Origin of the sequence: Streptomyces sp. DT2A-34 (assembly GCF_030499515.1) — a bacterium.
GTDB lineage: Bacteria > Actinomycetota > Actinomycetes > Streptomycetales > Streptomycetaceae > Streptomyces.
Window position 1 is genome coordinate 3,227,905 of record NZ_JASTWJ010000001.1, and the last position, 16,559, is coordinate 3,244,463.

Sequence of the window (16,559 nt, forward strand, 5' to 3'; positions counted from 1 at the left end):
GACTCACTGCCATGCGCCGCTACGGCAAGAACACCGACGAGGACGACATCCGCAGCCGCCCGGGCCGTCGGAACACCCGACCCCGGACGAGCATCCGGCCCAAGCACGAGGACGCCGCCGAGGGCATGGTCCTCACCGTCGACCGGGGCCGTCTGACCTGCCTCGTCGAGGACCGGGTCGTGATGGCGATGAAGGCCCGCGAGCTCGGCCGCAAGGCGGCGGTGGTCGGTGACCGGGTCGCTCTGGTCGGCGATCTGTCCGGCAAGAAGGACACGCTCGCGCGGATCGTGCGGATCGAGAAGCGGACGTCGGTGCTCCGGCGGACGGCCGATGACGACGACCCCTACGAGCGCGTCGTGGTGGCCAACGCCGACCAGCTCGCCATCGTCACCGCCCTCGCCGACCCCGAGCCGCGGCCTCGGCTGATCGACCGCTGTCTGGTGGCGGCGTTCGACGGCGGTCTGGAACCGCTGCTGGTGATGACGAAGTCGGACCTGGCACCGCCGGACACACTCCTGGAGCTCTACGGGGCGTTGGACATCCCGTATGTGGTCACCAGCCGTGAGGAGCTGGAGAACGGCAGCGCGGCGGACCGGGTGCGGGAGCAACTCGACGGCAGGGTGACGGCGTTCGTCGGTCACTCGGGTGTGGGCAAGACGACGCTGGTGAACGCGCTGGTGCCGGAGGAACGGCGGCGTTCGACCGGTCATGTCAACGCGGTGACGGGTCGGGGGCGGCACACGACGACGTCGGCGCTGGCGCTGCCGCTGGCGGGGCCCGTGGCGGACAGTTGGGTGATCGACACCCCCGGGGTCCGCTCCTTCGGTCTGGCTCATGTCGACCCGTCCCGGGTGATCCACGCCTTCCCGGACCTGGAACCGGGAACCGAAGGCTGCCCGCGTGCGTGCAGTCATGACGAACCGGACTGCGCGCTGGACGACTGGGTGGCGCAGGGGCACGTCGATCAGGCGCGGCTGTACTCGCTGCGGCGGCTGCTGGCTTCGCGGGAGCCCACGGAGGGGGACTGAGGAAGGGCCGTTGTGGAAGGGCGGCTGCGGAGGGGCCGCTGCGGAAGGCGGCTGACCTCCGCGTTGTTTGCCTCCCTGTAGGGCTGGTAAGGGCATAATCGCACCGAGCTGGAAGCAAGCCTGACCAAAGCCTGACGAAGCCGACGAAGCGGTCACAGAACGCGGGGATACGGGAGGACAGCACATGGCGTGGCTGCTGGTCATCGTGGCGGGGCTGCTCGAAACCGGCTTCGCCGTCTGTCTGAAGCTGTCGCACGGCTTCACCCGGCTCTGGCCGACCGTCGCCTTCTGCATCTTCGCCCTCGGCAGTTTCGGACTGCTGACGCTGTCGCTGAAGAAGCTGGACGTGGGGCCGGCGTATGCGGTGTGGACGGGGATCGGAGCGGCGGGTACGGCGATCTACGGGATGATCTTCCTCGGGGATCTCGTGTCGACGTTGAAGATCGTGTCGATCAGTTTGGTGATCGTGGGGGTCATCGGGTTGCAGTTGTCGGGCTCGACGCACTGAGGCCGGTTTCCTCCGGAGGTCAGCCGGTCAACTGCCGGTACAGCGCGCTGCGTACGAGGTCGGCCACGCCGCCTTCGCCGGGTGGGGCGGCGACGCAGGACAGGGCCAGCCTGACGACGAGTTCGCAGGAGCGGGCGAGGTCGGGGGTGTCGGACTTGTCGGCGCCGGGCCCGGACAGGACCGACACGGCCCGGTCGCGGACGAGGGCCACGAAGTCGCCCGGGGAGGGCAGGGGGCCGTCCGCCCGTCGCTGTGCCGGTACGGCGGAGGAGGACGGGACGGCCGAGAGGGTCGGTGAGGGCAGGCGCTCGCTCCAGCAGCCGGTGAGCATGGCGCGGACCAGGGCGTTTTCGCGGGCGAGGGTGGCGGTCCACTCCGCGGTGGCGGTGAGGCGCTCGCGGGCGTCGCTCTGCGTGGCGAGGGCGCGGTCGATGCCGGCCAGGTACGCGTCGGCCTCCCGCCTCACGAGCGCGCGGGCGAGACCTTCCTTGCTGCCGAACTCGTTGTACAACGTCTGCCGGGACACTCCGGCCGCCGCGGCCACGTCCACCATCCGCACGGCAGACCACGGCCGGCGCGCCAGCGCCGTGTAAGCGGCGTCCAGCAGGGACTCCCGCGCTGCAGGCATCATCGCCTCCCTGGACGAGCGGCTCTGCGCCCAGATTTGACGCGCACAGAGGCACTGTCAAGGGGTCGCGAGGGCACGCGGGGGCGCCATTCGCCTGGGGTGCGCTGGCCTCCGGCGGTTGAGCCGGGGTGCCTGCGGCGGCCCGTTGCTGTCCGGTGGGGGTGCGCGTGGCGCCTGCGGGTGCGTTGTGGGTCGGGGCCGTGCCGGGGGGTGTTCGTCCTCGGTCCGGTGGTGGGCCTTGCGCTAGAGGTGCCGTCTCTTGACACCGGACTCTGCGGGCGGACACCCCCCGGCACGTCCCCTTCCCGCCGCGGGCGGCTGCGGGCCCGTGGGGCTGCACGCAGTCGCCGGGCGGCCGGAGCAGCTTGCGTGGCTGCGGGCAGCCTCCGCGCCACCGCAGAGCCTCGTAGCTGCGGGCAGCCTCCGCACCGCCGACAGCAGTTTACGTAGCTGCGGGCAATCTCCGCGCCGCCGGCAGCAGCCTACGTAGCTGCGGGCAATCTCCGCACCGCCGCAGCACCCTACGCAGCTGCCGCCAGCCTCCGCACCGCCGCAGCACCCTACGCAGCTGCCGCCAGCCTCCGCACCGCCGCGGCAGCCTGCGTAGCTGCGGGCAGTCGTGCCGCTGGGGCGGCACGGGTGGGCGCAGCGGCACCCCGTCAGCGCCGGGCCGCGCGACCCACCCCCGCCCAGCCCTCACGCCGGGCAACTCGCAAAGTGAACGGCGCCTGCGACTCGGCCCAGCCGACGCAGTCACCCGGTAGCCCCACCCCGACCACGACAGATACGGTTCGTTCCATGCCGGACTACCTCGACGATCTCCGCCTCGCCCACGTCCTCGCGGACGCCGCCGACGCCGCCACCATGGACCGCTTCAAGGCGCTCGACCTCAAAGTCGAGACAAAGCCGGACATGACGCCGGTGAGCGAGGCCGACAAGGCCGCCGAGGAACTCATCCGCGGGCAGCTGCAGCGGGCCCGGCCGAGAGACGCGATCCTCGGTGAGGAGTACGGCGTCGAGGGCACCGGCCCCCGCCGCTGGGTGATCGACCCGATCGACGGCACCAAGAACTACGTACGCGGCGTCCCGGTCTGGGCCACCCTCATCGCCCTGATGGAGGCCGGCGAGGGCGGCTACCAGCCGGTCGTGGGCGTCGTTTCCGCCCCCGCGCTCGGCCGCCGCTGGTGGGGCGCCAAGGGCCACGGCGCCTTCAGCGGCCGCAGCCTCTCCTCCGCCACCCGCCTGCAGGTCTCCCGCCTCTCGAAGCTGTCGGACGCCTCGTTCGCGTACTCCTCGCTCAGCGGGTGGGAGGACCAGGGCCGGCTGGGCGGCTTCCTCGACCTGACCCGTGAGGTGTGGCGCACGCGCGCGTACGGCGACTTCTGGCCCTACATGATGGTCGCCGAGGGCTCGGTGGACCTCTGCGCCGAGCCGGAGCTGTCACTGTGGGACATGGCCGCGACCGCGATCATCGTCACCGAAGCCGGTGGCACCTTCACCGGCCTCGACGGCCGCCCGGGCCCGCACAGCGGCAACGCGGCCGCCTCGAACGGCCTCCTGCACGACGAGTTCCTCGGGTATCTCAACCAGCGCTACTGACGCGCCCGTCGCGCCCCGTACCAGCCGCACGCGCCCCCTTGTTGACCCGCGCTTTACCTGCAACCCTGAGAGTCCCCCGCTTGTGAATTTGTGAAACCGTGAACAAAGCCGTGACCGAGGCGGCGGGGGCACTCCAGGAGGTGGCTCCATCCATGCTCGTACGTGACGCCATGAGCACCGTGGTCCTCACCATCGGCCCCACCCACACCCTTCGCCAGGCAGCCGCGCTGATGTCCGCCCGTCGGATCGGCGCGGCCGTGGTCCACGACCCCGACGCCGGCGGCATCGGCATCCTCACCGAACGCGACATCCTCAACTCCGTCGGCCTCGGACAGAACCCGGACAGCGAACGCACCCACGACCACACCACCAACGACGTCGTGTTCGCCGCCCCGTCGTGGACCCTGGAGGAGGCGGCCCGCGCCATGGCGCACGGCGGCTTCCGCCATCTGATCGTCCTGGACCACGACGAGCCCGTCGGCATCGTCTCGGTCCGCGACATCATCCGCTGCTGGGCACCCGTACGGCAGCACGTTCCGGCCTAGGAACGGCCACCAGGGAAACGGCACGCGAAACGGGCCGGGCTCCCCGCGGAACCCGGCCCGTCCGCCACGGCAAGCGATCCAGTGCTGGTTGTCAGCCGCGCAAAGCCTGGACCGCGGCTTCCAGCCGCTTGCCGAAGTCGTCGTCCACGCGACGGAAGTTGTCGATCGCACGCTCGACGACGTCCTCGCGCGAGACCGGTGCGATGGCCCCCGCCAGGTTGGTGATCAGGCGCTCCTTCTCGTCTTCTCGTCTTCCGACATCAGGCGGTAGAGGTTGCCCGCCTGGACGAAGTCGTCGTCCTCCGCGTGGACGGGGGCCTCGTGGTTGCCCGTGCCGGCCGTGAAGCCGGCGAACGGCCGCCACAGCGGACGGCCGGTCCGGGCCGGGCCGGGCCGCCGAAGCTGTTCGGCTCGTAGCTCTTCGCGCCGCCGTGCCGGCCGTCGTAGAGGAAGCCGTCACGGGAGTTGGTGCGCGCCTCGGTGGCGTGCGGACGGTTCACCGGCAGGTGGTCGGCGTTGATGCCGACGCGGTAGGGGTGGGCGTCGCCGTACGCGAAGAGGCGGCCCTGGAGCATCTTTGGTCCTGGACCAGGACCGGGCCGCCGATGCCGCCGTCTCGCTGTTCTGGTTGTCGGCGACCGGAGCACCGGCCTCCGTCGTGAGCGGTCTCTGGCTCACGTGCGCCTCCCGCGCCTGTCCGAGCAGCCCGACCGATCCTGTCCCTTGGTCAAAGCCAGCCTCGATCCCATACTGGACTTTGTCCAAATTGAAAGGAGCTCCAAAATCACACCCATTCGGAACCTAGGCCTGCTGCTGTTAAGGTGTCTCCATGAGTGACCTTCTGGAACGGCTGCGCGGACGCGGATGGCGGATGACCGCGCAGCGGCGCGTCGTGGCCGAGGTCCTCGCCGGCGATCACGTCCACCTGACGGCCGACGAGGTGCACGCGCGGGCTGTCGCCAAGCTGCCCGAGATCTCCCGGGCCACGGTCTACAACACGCTGGGCGAGCTGGTCTCCCTCGGCGAGGTGCTCGAGGTCTCCACCGACAAGCGCGCGAAGCGGTACGACCCGAACGCCCACCGGCCCCACCACCACCTGGTCTGCGCCCAGTGCGGCTCGATCCGGGACGTCCACCCGACGGGCAACCCGATGGCCGACCTCCCCGACTCCGAGCGCTTCGGCTTCACGGTCTCGGACGTCGAGGTCACGTACCGCGGCCTCTGCCCCAACTGCGCGAAGGCGTAGCCCCGCCACTCCTTCAAGCCCCGGCACCGATGAGGCGCCGGGGCTTCGCGCTGCGCACGTCCTTCGGATACGGCCCCTGCGGACACGCCCCCTTCAGAAACGACCCATGCGGATACGCCCCCTGCGGGCGACCTTCCCGTATCTGACGGTCTGACGGTCCGTCATATCGTCGACGGCACCCACCAGTCCGTACCGCACTCCGCGAGGAGCCCCCGTGGGAGAGCCGTATCAAGACCGCGAAGCGAGTGATCCGAAACTCAAAGCCACCGACCTGACCCGCACCTTCGGCCGAACCCCCACACGGTCGACGCCCTCGGCCCCCTCGATCTGACCGTCGCCCCCGGCGAGTTCGTGTGTGTCGTCGGCCCGTCCGGCTGCGGCAAGTCCACGCTGCTGCGCATCGCCGCGGGCATGCTGCGCCCGAGCACGGGCACGCTGGAGATCCGCACATCGAGCGCGCGTCCGGCGGCCATGATCTTCCAGGACTACGGCATCTACGACTGGAAGACCGTCCGCGCCAACGTCCGCTTCGGGCTGGACATCCAACGCGTTCCCCGCCGCGAGGCGAACGCCCGCGCCGACGACTGACTGGCCCGCATGGGCCTGTCGGAGTTCGCGGACGTCTACCCGGCCACCCTCTCCGGCGGCATGCGCCAGCGCGTGGCGATCGCCCGGGCACTGGCCGTGCGGCCCGAACTCCTCCTGATGGACGAGCCGTTCGCGGCGCTCGACGCCCAGCTCCGCACGATCCTCCAGGACGAACTCCTGGACATCACCCAGTCACTGAGGACGACACGCTCTTCATCACCCACAGCCTGGAGGAGGCCATCGTCCTCGGCGACCGCGTGCTGGTGATGTCCGCCCGCCCGGGCCGGGTCATCGCCGAGCACCGCCCGCCCTTCCCACGCCCGCGCACCGGTGACATCCGCGCCGCACCCGAGTTCACGGCGCTGAAGAGCGAACTGTGGGACCTGCTGCGGAAGGAGGCGGCACCGGCATGACGACACTCACGAAGCCACCCGCGGAGTCGGTCCTGGTCCGCCGCCCGGGCCCGCAGGAACTCCACCCACCCCGCCCGCGCCCACCGCCACAGGCGCGCCCTGGAGCTGTCGCTGGCGCCGGCCGCGCCCCTCTCCCTGATCCTCCTGTGGCAACTGGCCGCCTCCCCAGGCCTGGATCGACGCCCGCGTCTACCCGGCCCCGTCCACGATCCTCGCCGACGGCTGGAACCGGGCCGCGGCCGGCGATCTGTGGCCGGACGTGTGGGCGACGCTGAAGCGCGTCCTGGCGGGATACGCGGCGGGCACGGCTGCGGGCTACGCCCTGGGCCTCCTGATGGGATCCCTCTCCCTGGTGCGAGCGGCCCTGGAACCGCTTCTGGACGCGCTGTACGTCGTACCGAAACTGGCCTTGCTGCCGATCTTCCTGAACATGTTCGGCCTGGGCGAGGGCCCACAGGTGGCCTTGGTCGCGGCGACGGTGTTCTTCTTCGTCTGGATCTCGACGATGTCCGCGGTCATGTCCATCCCCTCCGGCCACCGTGACGCGGGCCGGGTCTTCGGCGCCTCACGGTGGCAGATGTTCCGCCACGTCCTGCTCCCCGCCTCCCTGCCCTCGGTCCTGGTGGGCGCGCGCATCGCGGCGGGCGTGGCGGTCCTGGTCATCGTCGCGTCGGAGCAGATCGCCGCGACGAACGGCCTGGGCCATCTGATCTTCGACTCGCGCGCGCTGTTCCAGAACGACGTGATGTTCGTCGGCATCGTCTGTGTCGCGGTCCTCGGGGTGATCTTCTCCGAACTGATCCGCTTCGCCGGACGCCTGCTCACCCCCTCGGCACCGAGGGACAGAGGAAGGGGCCAGTCATGAGAAGGCGGAAGCACGCTTACGGCGTCGCCCTCGCCGCGGGAGCAGCCCTGCTGGCGTCGACAGCCTGCTCATCGCCGTACGAGTCGGACCCCTCGTCGAAGGCAGCCGGGGAACAGCGCACCGTCCGCCCGGTCGAGGGCTGCGGCACGAAGGCCTGGACGGACCCGAAGGACCTCTCCCCGAGCCGAACTCCGGCCCGCTGCCGCCCCGGAGCCCCTCCCCCACAGCCCCTGTCCGAGCCCCGCGAGCTGACGATCGCGACGGGAACGCTGAGCGCCGAGTACGTGGCACCCCTGCAAGTCGCCCTCGACAAGGGTGAGTTCAAGAACGAGGGCCTGGACGTCGACCTGAAGGTCCTCCCGACCCCGGACGCGCTGCCCCTGCTGGCCAAGGGGGACATCGACGCCCTGTGGGCGGCCCCAGAGGCGGCGGTCATGAACGGCGTCAGGGGCGGCTTCGACATCAAGTGGGTCGCGGGCAACTTCTCACCCCCCCACTCGAAGAGCGGCCTGTGGGTACGCCTGAAGGAGGGCGAGAGCGCGAGCCACGTCGCCATGGCGGGCCGCAAGCTGGGCACGATGATCGGCAAGGGCTCGGTCATCGCGTACCCCATGGAAAAGGCGCTGGAGCAGCACGGCGGCGGCCTGGCCGAAATCCAGTACCAGCAACTGGGCTCGGCCGACGTCCTCACGGCCCTGCAGAACGGCGGCGTCGACTCCGCGTGGCTCCTGGATCCGGTCTGGCGCAAGGTGGACGGCAAACAGGGGTACGCCTTCCTGGGCGGCCAGCCACCGGGCGAACCGCTGGGCGGCATGCTCTACGGCCGCGCACTGCTGCAGGACGACATGGACGCGGGCGTGGCCCTGCTCAGGGCCTACATCCGCACGGTGAACACGTACTTCGCGGCCGACTACAAGCAGGATGCGACCTTCGTCACATACCTCGCCAACCTCCTGAAGTCGGAGGAGTCCATCCTCGAATCCACCCCACCCCTGCGCATGGACTGGGAAATCCGCTCCGGCACGACGACGCGCCTGCAATCGGCCTACGAGGCCCAGGGCGTGTCGGAGGGAAGCCCGCTCCCGGAGTCACGGACGGTGAACCGCACGCTGTACGAGGAGGCGGTGGGCCACACACCCTGAACACACCTAGGGCCGGGATCCGTTGGGATCCCGGCCCTGGGCCTTCAGTAGCGGGGACAGGATTTGAACCTGCGACCTCTGGGTTATGAGCCCAGCGAGCTACCGAGCTGCTCCACCCCGCGTCGATGAATGCAACATTACGTCAACCATGCGGACAGAGGCAAATCGCTTGTCACCAGCCACTCTCTGACACCGGTCGCAGCCCGCTGGGGGGCAGTACAGCGAGGCCTTGCGACACCGACCGTCGTCGCTTCTCAGCGCCGACCCGCATCACCCGGCCCGTCCGCCGGGCGCCAGACCTCGCGGCACCGACCATCGCTTTCAGCGCCGGCCGGCATCTTTCAGCCCGTCCGGCGTTTGAGGACGAGGCCCGTTCAGGGCCGAAGCGGGGGTCTGGGGGCCGCAGTCCCCCATGAGGGCGGGGTCGAAGGGGCGGCAGCCCCTGGAGGATGGGACGGGTAGGGGCGGCGGGGGCGAAAACCCCGGCGGCAACCACAGCGCACCGTCACGCCGACAGCTCCTCCCGCAGAGCATCCCGCAACCGCGCAGCCCGCTGCGCAACCTCTCGCGGCCCCAAACTCACCGCCCGATCAGCCCACCGCTGCCCCTCCGCCAGCTCCCCGCGACGCGCGTAGACCAGAGCCAGCCGCAACGCCGACCGCCCATGCCCGGCGTCAGCCGCCCGAGTCCACCACATCGCGGCCTCCGGCTCACTCCCCTCCCGGGCGAGCAGCAGCCCCAGATTGAACGCCCCGTTCCGCGACCCGGCCTCGGCGGCCTCCCGGTACCACCGAGCCGCCTCCACCACGTCCCCCCGAGCCGCGGCAAGCATCCCCACCCGCACCTGCGCCCGCCGATGCCCCTGGGAAGCCGCCCGCTCGTACCACTCCTCGCACTCGGTCTTCTCGTACGCCGGCTCCCCGAGCTCATGCTCGGGCTCCGGCGGCCGCCGAGCGTCCAGCACGGTCGCCAGCCGGTACGCGGCCTCCGCACTGCCGCCCCCGGCCGCGCACCGCAGATGCCGCTCCGCGGCGAACTCGTCCCCGTCCCGCAGCCGCGCGATGCCGACCTGCAGCGCCGCCTCCGTGTGCCCGGCGGCCGCGGCACGCTCGTACCACCGCAGCGCGGCCCGCTCCTCGCCGCGCCCGGCGTACAGGATCCCCAGGTTGAACGCGGCGTCCACGCTCCCGGCCTCCGCGGCCTTGGAGAACCACGGCTCGGCACCCGTCGTGTCCCCGCCCTGCAGCAGCAGGATGGCCAGCGCGTTCGCCGCCTCGCGGTGCCCGGCGTACGCCGCCCGCCGGTACCACTGCTCGGCCTGCGCGGTACGCCCCTGATCGGCGCAGAGCAGCCCGAGGTTGTACGCACCGTTCACATCGCCGGCGTCCATCGCGGCCCGGTACCACCGCTCGGCGGTCTGCGGCTGGCCGCGCTCGGCGTGCAGCGCGCCCAGCGCGTTGGCCGCGTTGCCGTCGCCGTCCTGCGCGGCCCGCAGCCACCACACGGCGGCGCTCTCGGTGTCCCCGGCGTCCCGCAGCAGGAAGCCGAGCGCGCAGGCGGCGCGCGCCTCCCCGTCCTTGGCGGAGGTCAGGTACCAGCGCCCGGCCTCCTTGAGCTCCCCGCGCTTCTCGAGAATCGCCCCGAGGTGCAGCGCGGCCCGCCGGTGCCCGCGCGCGGCGGCCTGCCGGTACCACTGCTCGGCCTCGACGAGCAGAGGCTCGCTCGGCGCGACACCGTTGTCGGCCCCGTCCTCGCCCGTACGCCCCGCCTGCCGGTCGAGCGCACGCGCCAGCCGGTACGCCGCCTCCCGGTGCCCCCGCTCGGCCGCGGCCCGCATCCACTGCTCGGCCCCGTCGTCGCCGCGGTGCTCCAGCAGATCGGCGAGCGCGTACGCGCCCAGCGCGTGTCCCTGCTCGGCGGACTGTCGCAGCCAGTACTCGGCGGCGGGCTCGTCGCCCCGCTCGCGGTGATGGCGTCCCAGCGCGTGCGCGGCCGCGGCCGACCCCGCTACGGCCGCGATCCGCCACCATCCGGCGGCCTCGTCGGCGTACCCGCGCTGATGAAGAAGGACTCCCAGGTTGTTGGCGGCGGCCCGGTCCCCGGCGGCGGTGGCGGCCCGCAGATAGGGCTCGGCTCCGTCGAGATCACCACGGCGCAGCAGCATGGCCCCGAGCACGCTCGTCGCCTCGGCGTCACCGGCCTCGGCGGCAAGCCGCTGCCGGGCCTCCTCGGCGGCCTCCGCGGCCTCGTCCCGGTCGGTCGTCCGGTCGAAGGCGAAGTCGCCCTCCGGCTGCGCGAGGTCACCCACCGGCAGCGAGGCCCTGTCCGTCGGCTGCGCGAAATCGCCCGTCGGCTGCACAAAGTCGGCAGGCTGCACAAACCGCCCTGTCTCCAACAGAGTTGCCTTGTCCCCCATAACGTCCATCGTCGCACCACCTGCAACCTGGGTACACCTCGTATACCGCAGCCAGTGAGGTCACTTCAGCGTTTTGTCGACATGCCCACAGAGAGACAAGTCAAACACAGTTCTCCCAACTCCCCATGGCGGCGCGACCGCCTCGGCCCCCTGCACATGCGTTCGCACATCACAAAGGCCCGGATCCTTTGGAGGATCCGGGCCTTCGCTGTCGTACGAAATGTTCGTCGACTTCAGTAGCGGGGACAGGATTTGAACCTGCGACCTCTGGGTTATGAGCCCAGCGAGCTACCGAGCTGCTCCACCCCGCGCCGTTGTTCTGCAACCGTATCACGGCGCGGGGTGGGCTATTCGATCAGCCGCCGTCCCTACGAGCTGGTGGGACTGCTGGCAGGACTCGGACTGGAACTGGGGCTCGGGCTGCTGCCACTGTCGCCGCCGCTGCCACCGCCGCCGGTCTTGTCCGCCTCGGCCTGGGCGTCCTCGGCCCGCCGCAGCGCGTCCTCGAGGTCCTCCTGCGCCTTGCCGTACGCCTCCCAGTCGCCGTTCTTCAGGGCTTCCTGGCCGGCTTCGAAGGCCTTCTGGGCGTCGTTGAGCGCGTCTTGGACCGTCGGGTTGGTGGATGTCGGTGGTGGTGTCGTACCGCCGCCGTCCTCGTCGCCCTCGTCCGGTGGCTCGGTGGTCGGGCCCTCCGCTCCGAAGACCTTGTTGAGGGCCTCGTCGAGCGTGTCCTCGAAGGCGGTGGTGCCGCCGTAGGACACCAACACCTTTCGCAGCAGCGGGTACTTGAGTCCGCCACCACGTACGTAGACCGGCTCGACATAGAGCAGTCCGCCGTCGAGCGGGACCGCCAGCAGGTTGCCGTACTCGACCTCCGAATCGCCGCCTCTCAGCAGCCTGATGGTCTCGGCGATGTTCTGTTCGGAGTTGAACTGGCTCTGGACCTGGCTGGGTCCGTTGACCGTGGTGTTGGTCGGCAGTTTCAGAACTCTGATCTTGCCGTAGTCACTGGTGCCCGCCTCCGCGTCGACGGCCATGAAGGCGCTGAGGTTGTCCCGTCCGTTCGGCGTGAACGTCGTCGTCAGCGAGAACGCCTGCGCCGCCTGGTCGGGCATCTTCATGCTCAGGTAGTACGGCGGCACCGCGCTGCCCGACTTGTTGGTCGGGTCGACCGGCACCTGCCAGACCTCGCTGCCGCTGAGGAACGTCGTGGCGTCCTTCACGTGGTAGCGGGTGAGCAGCTCGCGCTGGACCTTGAACAGGTCCTGCGGGTAGCGCAGATGGGCCATCAGATCCTTGGAGATCTTGCTCTTGGACTCCACCGTGCCCGGGAAGGCCTTCATCCAGGTCTTCAGGACCGGGTCCTGGGTGTCCCACTGGTAGAGCTTGACCTCGCCCGTGTAGGCGTCGACGGTCGCCTTCACCGAGTTGCGGATGTAGTTGACCTGGTTCTGCTGGGCTACGACCGCCCGCTGGTTGTTGCTCGCGGTCAGCGAGTCGGCTGTCGTGTCACCGAGGGTCGTACGCGAGGAGTACGGGTATCCGTTGGTCGTCGTGTAGGCGTCGACGATCCACTGGATGCGGTGGTTCACCACGGCCGGGTAGGCGTCGCCGTCGATGGTCAGCCACGGCGCCACCGCCTCGACGCGCTCCTTGGGCGTGCGGTTGTACAGGATGCGCGAACCGTCGCCGATCGCACCGGAGTACAGGATCTGCGGCTCGCCGAACGCCACCGCGTACGCGGCCCGGTTGACGGGGTTGGAGAGACTGACCCCGCTGTCGGCCTTGTAGCTGTAGGTCTTCTCACCGCTGTCGTCGGAGTAGTCGATCTCCTTCTGGGGACCGCCGACGATCGAGTACATGCTGGTCTTCTCGCCGTAGTAGACCCGCTGCTCGTACGTCCCGAGGTCGCCCTTGGACGGCAGGTCGGACTCGGTGAAGTCCGGTCGGCCCTGGGAGTCGGCATTGGTGCCCTCGGCGGCGACCACGCCGTAGCCGTGGGTGTAGCGGAAGTGGTCGTTGATCCAGTTCCGCTTCGGAATGCCGTTGAGGTTGATCTCACGCAGACCGATGACGGTGTCCTGGTCCTTGCCGTCCTTGGTGTACCGGTCGACATCCAGGTTGGTCGGGAACGCGTAGTAGTTCCTGATCTGCTGGAGCTGCTGGAACGTCGGCGAGACGATGTTCGGGTCCAGGATCCGGATGCTCGCCGCGGCGTCCACGTCGTCGCGCAGCTTGGTCTTGTCCTCGGTCGTGCTCGTGCCCGGATACTCGGTGACCTGCGCGCCGTCGATGCCGTACGCGTCGCGCGTCGCCTTGAGGTTCTTCTCGACGTACGGCGCTTCCTTGGCCTGCTCGTTGGGCTGGACCTGGAACTTCTGGACGATCGCGGGGTACAGACCGCCGATGAGGATCGCCGAGAGCACCATCAGGCCGAAGCCGATGACGGGCAGCTGCCAGGTGCGCCGCCACAGGGTGGCGAAGAACAGCAGCGCGCAGATGACGGCGATGCAGAACAGGATCGTCTTGGCCGGCAGATAGGCGTTGGCGTCGACGTACCTGAGGCCCGTCCAGTTGTCGGTCGCCTTGAAGTCGCTGGACTTCACGGCGAGTCCGTACCGGTCGAGCCAGTACGCGACCGCCTTCAGGGCGACGAAGATGCCGATGAGGACCGACAGATGGCCGGTGGCCGCGGCCGTGGCGCGCGCGCCCGGGCTGGTGATGCGCAGCCCGCCGTACAGGTAGTGGGTGAGCGCGGCGGCGATCACGGAGAGGATCGCGGCGGCGAAGCCGAAGCCGAGCAGGAACCGGTACCAGGGCAGGTCGAAGGCGTAGAAGCCGACGTCGAGGTGGAACTGCGGGTCCTTCTCACCGAAGGGCACGCCGTTGACCCACATCAGCCAGGTCCGCCACTGGCTGGAGGCGGAGGCACCGGCGATCAGTCCGACCAGGGCGGTGATCGCGAGCAGTAGCCACTTCTTGTACGGGGCGATGCCCATGCGGTAGCGGTCGAGGCTCTGCTGCTCCATCGACATGGCGCTCAGCGGCGGGCGCAGCCGGTGCGCCAGCCAGATGTTGAAGCCGACCGCGAGGGCCATCAACAGACCGAAGACGAAGAAGAGTCCGATCTTCGTCCAGAGCGTGGTCGTGAACACCGACGAGTAATTCACCGACCGGTACCAGAGCCAGTCCGTCCAGAAGCCCGCGAACATGGTGAAGGCCATGCCGAGGACGGCGAGGACGCCCAGTGTCATGAGCAGCGTCCGGACACGCCGGGACGGGCGGCCCACTCTGATCCGTGGCCCGGTCGGGCCTCCGCCGCGGTCCGGCATCTGGAAAGCCAAGGTTCGCACCCCGAGGTTCGCTGTTGGTCCGTCAGGCCCGCGTCTTCGTGGACCCGCCGTGGCCCCCCGTAATCGTGGGCCCACACCTATGCAACTTACTCACCGTTTACTCAGTTCCCGATTCCGGCCGGGAACGAGGCAGGATTGTGACCATGTCCAACACTCCCATGGCGGCGAGCCCGCTCACCCGGGCCGTTCTCGAGATCGACGAGTACGCCTCCGGCCTCGGCTGGGACCAGCCCGCACGCCTCTTCGCCCTCGTAGACACCGCACGGCTGCGGACCCAGGAACCCGGCCTCGCCGCCCAGCTCGGCCTGGGGGACGAGCAGGAGTCCTCCGGCCTGACCCCGATCGAGCAGGACGAAATTGAAACGGGCAAGGCGCTCGATGAGTTCCTCGGCACCATCGCCTGGCCCGACGCGGTGGTCGGCTGCGCGCTCACCGTGGAGCGCCTGATGCTGCCGCCGTCCGCCGAGGCCCAGGTCCCGCAGGGCCTGAGCGAGGCCAAGCTCACAAAGTGGGTGGCGGACCACCCCGACCGTCAGGAGGTCCGCATGACGGTCGCGGTCCTGCGCGACGGCGCCCGCGAGTCGGCCCTGCGCCTGCGCGAGAAGGACACCCCGACAGAGGTCCTCACCGGCCCGGACCTGGTCCCGGGTCTGGCGGAGGCGTTGGCGGCGACCTTCGCGGACTGAGGTCTTCCGGTACGACGGCGAGGACTTGAACGGCAGTGGGGCGCCCCTTGAGGTGAAGGGGCGCCCCACTGCCGTACCGAAGCCTGTTTCTCAGTCCTTGGTCGTGCACTTCGGCAGGTCGGCGGTGTCGCCGGAGCGGATGTCCTTCAGGGCGTCGAGGGCGTCGCCGATGGTGCCGACCTTGACGAGGGTGAGCCCGTCGGGGACGTCCCTGGCGGCGGTCGCGCAGTTGTCGGCAGGCGTGAGGAAGTACTGGGCGCCCTTGTCGCGGGCGCCGACGGTCTTCATCTCGATGCCGCCGATGGGCCCGACCTTGCCGTCGTCGTCGATGGTGCCGGTGCCGGCGACGAACTTGCCGCCGGTGAGGCTGCCCGGGGTGAGCCTGTCGTAGAGCCCGAGGGCGAACATGAGGCCCGCGCTGGGGCCGCCGACGTCGGCGAGCTTGATGTCGATGGTGAACGGGAAGGTGTGGTCGGTCCCTGCGGAGATCCCGACGATCGCGCGCTTGCCGGCGCTGTCATCGGACTCGGCGGTCCTGATCGTGACCTTCTCGGACTTCGTGGGCGTCCTGCGCTCCTTCTCCGCGGCGGCCTGCTCCTTGGCCGGCACGACGGTGAAGACGACGTCCTGACCCGGCTTGTGCTTGGTCACCAGCTTGGCGACGTCCGCCGGTTCCTTCACGGTCGTACCGTCGACGGCCTTGATCACGTCACCGGCGTGCAGCTTGCCCTCGGCCGGGGTTCCCTTGACGACGGTCGAGACGATCACCCAGCTCTGCACCGGGATGTCCAGCTCCTTCAGGGCGGCGACCTTGGCGCTCTCCTGGGACTGGCTGAACTCCTCGGCGTTCTCCTGGGAGGACTCCTCCTCGGTCTTGCCGTCCGGGTAGAGGGTGTCGTGCGGCACGACCTTGTTGTCGTGCGCGAGCCAGCCGTAGACGGCCTCCACGAGGTTCATCCTGTAGTCGGCGCTGGTGACCCGGACGGTGGTCATGTTGAGATGCCCGGTCGTCGCGTACGTCTTGCGCCCGGAGATCTGCAGCACCGGCTCGCCGTCGTGCTCCCCAAGGGTGTTCACCGTCGGCCCCGGCGACATCTCCGCATACGGCACGGGGATGAAGACTCCCGCGCACAGAAGCGCGATCAGCATCAGGGTGGAGGCGAGCATCGTCGCGGTGCGGCGTGGCATGCCAAGACAGTACGTGACACACCTGTCAGCGCCCCGTCAGGGCCATCGGACAGTGCCCCGTCAGGCCACGATCCAGCCCCCCTGCGATCATGTACGGGAGGAGGGCTTCTCCATGGCCGCGCGGAACCGGGCGTATCCGTCGAGTTCCGGCCCGTCGCTCCGTGCCCTCCGGGTCCGGTTGGCCCAACTGCCCCACAGACCGGCGCCGATCGCAGCCACAAGCGGAATCAGCAACCAGGCGAGCGCCGCCATGCCGTCCTCCCATCCCCAATGAGTGACCGCAAACTGACTGATCAGCAGATTAACCACTGGCACTGACAACGCTCACGCCAGGGGTGCGGTTACGCAACCGGA

Annotated in this window: 11 protein-coding genes, 2 tRNA genes and 3 pseudogenes; 9 read left to right on the forward strand and 7 right to left on the reverse strand. The window is 69.9% G+C overall.

The features are described 5' to 3' along the window. The first annotated feature begins 11 nt into the window (after positions 1–11). On the forward strand, positions 12–1,028 hold the full coding sequence (gene rsgA / locus QQM39_RS13965; protein WP_301997028.1) for a ribosome small subunit-dependent GTPase A: 1,017 nt from the start codon (positions 12–14) through the stop codon (positions 1,026–1,028). Between the two features lie 184 nt (positions 1,029–1,212). Beyond that, on the forward strand, positions 1,213–1,536 hold the full coding sequence (locus QQM39_RS13970; RefSeq protein WP_301997029.1) for a multidrug efflux SMR transporter: 324 nt from the start codon (positions 1,213–1,215) through the stop codon (positions 1,534–1,536). A 19-nt stretch (positions 1,537–1,555) separates the two neighbouring features. Here the strand turns inward: QQM39_RS13970 and QQM39_RS13975 are convergent, their stop codons facing one another. Beyond that, positions 1,556–2,167, reverse strand: coding sequence for a TetR/AcrR family transcriptional regulator (locus QQM39_RS13975; protein ID WP_301997030.1), 612 nt, complete (start codon positions 2,165–2,167; stop codon positions 1,556–1,558). 795 nt (positions 2,168–2,962) lie between these two features. Between QQM39_RS13975 and hisN the strand changes: the two genes are divergently transcribed. Then, on the forward strand, positions 2,963–3,763 hold the full coding sequence (hisN, locus tag QQM39_RS13980) for a histidinol-phosphatase (RefSeq protein ID WP_301997031.1): 801 nt from the start codon (positions 2,963–2,965) through the stop codon (positions 3,761–3,763). Between the two features lie 152 nt (positions 3,764–3,915). Then, on the forward strand, positions 3,916–4,308 hold the full coding sequence (locus tag QQM39_RS13985; RefSeq protein ID WP_301997032.1) for a cyclic nucleotide-binding/CBS domain-containing protein: 393 nt from the start codon (positions 3,916–3,918) through the stop codon (positions 4,306–4,308). 91 nt (positions 4,309–4,399) lie between these two features. On the opposite strand, the pseudogene QQM39_RS13990 reads toward QQM39_RS13985, so the two are convergent. Further along, a pseudogene (locus QQM39_RS13990) lies at positions 4,400–4,907 on the reverse strand (catalase-related domain-containing protein); the annotation flags it as partial. A gap of 230 nt (positions 4,908–5,137) precedes the next feature. Between QQM39_RS13990 and QQM39_RS13995 the strand changes: the two are divergent. The 4 genes and pseudogenes from QQM39_RS13995 (at position 5,138) to QQM39_RS14010 (ending at position 8,562) form a co-directional block, all read left to right on the forward strand. After that, positions 5,138–5,554 carry a Fur family transcriptional regulator gene (locus tag QQM39_RS13995; RefSeq protein ID WP_301997033.1) on the forward strand — a complete coding sequence of 139 codons (417 nt, stop codon included), beginning with the start codon at positions 5,138–5,140 and terminating at the stop codon, positions 5,552–5,554. A gap of 214 nt (positions 5,555–5,768) precedes the next feature. Continuing rightward, positions 5,769–6,555 (forward strand): annotated as a pseudogene (locus QQM39_RS14000) (ABC transporter ATP-binding protein). After that, positions 6,552–7,420: pseudogene (locus QQM39_RS14005) on the forward strand (ABC transporter permease). The pseudogenes QQM39_RS14000 and QQM39_RS14005 overlap by 4 nt, the downstream one beginning before the upstream one ends. Then, positions 7,417–8,562 (forward strand): ABC transporter substrate-binding protein, encoded by a 1,146-nt coding sequence (locus QQM39_RS14010; RefSeq protein ID WP_301997034.1) that lies wholly within the window; start codon positions 7,417–7,419, stop codon positions 8,560–8,562. The pseudogene QQM39_RS14005 and the gene QQM39_RS14010 overlap by 4 nt, the downstream one beginning before the upstream one ends. 48 nt (positions 8,563–8,610) lie before the next feature. Here the strand turns inward: QQM39_RS14010 and QQM39_RS14015 are convergent. The 4 genes from QQM39_RS14015 to QQM39_RS14030 form a co-directional block, all read right to left on the reverse strand. Further along, a tRNA-Met gene (locus QQM39_RS14015) sits at positions 8,611–8,684 on the reverse strand. A gap of 383 nt (positions 8,685–9,067) precedes the next feature. Beyond that, the gene (locus tag QQM39_RS14020; protein ID WP_301997035.1) at positions 9,068–10,987 is read right to left on the reverse strand and encodes a tetratricopeptide repeat protein; all 1,920 of its coding nucleotides are present in this window, start codon (positions 10,985–10,987) and stop codon (positions 9,068–9,070) included. Positions 10,988–11,215: 228 nt separating this feature from the next. Beyond that, positions 11,216–11,289, reverse strand: a tRNA-Met gene (locus QQM39_RS14025). A gap of 57 nt (positions 11,290–11,346) precedes the next feature. Beyond that, positions 11,347–14,310, reverse strand: coding sequence for a UPF0182 family protein (locus QQM39_RS14030; RefSeq protein ID WP_302003581.1), 2,964 nt, complete (start codon positions 14,308–14,310; stop codon positions 11,347–11,349). 164 nt (positions 14,311–14,474) lie between these two features. Between QQM39_RS14030 and QQM39_RS14035 the strand changes: the two genes are divergently transcribed. Beyond that, a complete protein-coding gene (locus QQM39_RS14035; RefSeq protein WP_301997036.1) occupies positions 14,475–15,017 on the forward strand; it encodes a PPA1309 family protein in 543 nt (180 codons plus the stop codon). Between the two features lie 90 nt (positions 15,018–15,107). Here QQM39_RS14035 and QQM39_RS14040 read toward each other — a convergent pair whose 3' ends face one another. After that, the gene (locus QQM39_RS14040) at positions 15,108–16,205 is read right to left on the reverse strand and encodes a PDZ domain-containing protein (RefSeq protein ID WP_301997037.1); all 1,098 of its coding nucleotides are present in this window, start codon (positions 16,203–16,205) and stop codon (positions 15,108–15,110) included. Positions 16,206–16,559: the final 354 nt, after the last annotated feature.

What these genes read in the sequence shown, in the direction of transcription:
- rsgA (WP_301997028.1), top strand. Translation starts at nt 12, where the DNA reads ATGCGCCGCTACGGCAAGAACACCGACGAGGACGACATCCGCAGCCGC.
- QQM39_RS13995 (WP_301997033.1), top strand. Translation starts at nt 5,138, where the DNA reads ATGAGTGACCTTCTGGAACGGCTGCGCGGACGCGGATGGCGGATGACC.
- QQM39_RS14020 (WP_301997035.1), bottom strand. Translation starts at nt 10,987, where the DNA reads ATGGACGTTATGGGGGACAAGGCAACTCTGTTGGAGACAGGGCGGTTT.
- QQM39_RS13985 (WP_301997032.1), top strand. Translation starts at nt 3,916, where the DNA reads ATGCTCGTACGTGACGCCATGAGCACCGTGGTCCTCACCATCGGCCCC.
- hisN (WP_301997031.1), top strand. Translation starts at nt 2,963, where the DNA reads ATGCCGGACTACCTCGACGATCTCCGCCTCGCCCACGTCCTCGCGGAC.
- QQM39_RS14035 (WP_301997036.1), top strand. Translation starts at nt 14,475, where the DNA reads ATGTCCAACACTCCCATGGCGGCGAGCCCGCTCACCCGGGCCGTTCTC.
- QQM39_RS14010 (WP_301997034.1), top strand. Translation starts at nt 7,417, where the DNA reads ATGAGAAGGCGGAAGCACGCTTACGGCGTCGCCCTCGCCGCGGGAGCA.
- QQM39_RS14030 (WP_302003581.1), bottom strand. Translation starts at nt 14,310, where the DNA reads ATGCCGGACCGCGGCGGAGGCCCGACCGGGCCACGGATCAGAGTGGGC.
- QQM39_RS13975 (WP_301997030.1), bottom strand. Translation starts at nt 2,167, where the DNA reads ATGATGCCTGCAGCGCGGGAGTCCCTGCTGGACGCCGCTTACACGGCG.
- QQM39_RS13970 (WP_301997029.1), top strand. Translation starts at nt 1,213, where the DNA reads ATGGCGTGGCTGCTGGTCATCGTGGCGGGGCTGCTCGAAACCGGCTTC.
- QQM39_RS14040 (WP_301997037.1), bottom strand. Translation starts at nt 16,205, where the DNA reads ATGCCACGCCGCACCGCGACGATGCTCGCCTCCACCCTGATGCTGATC.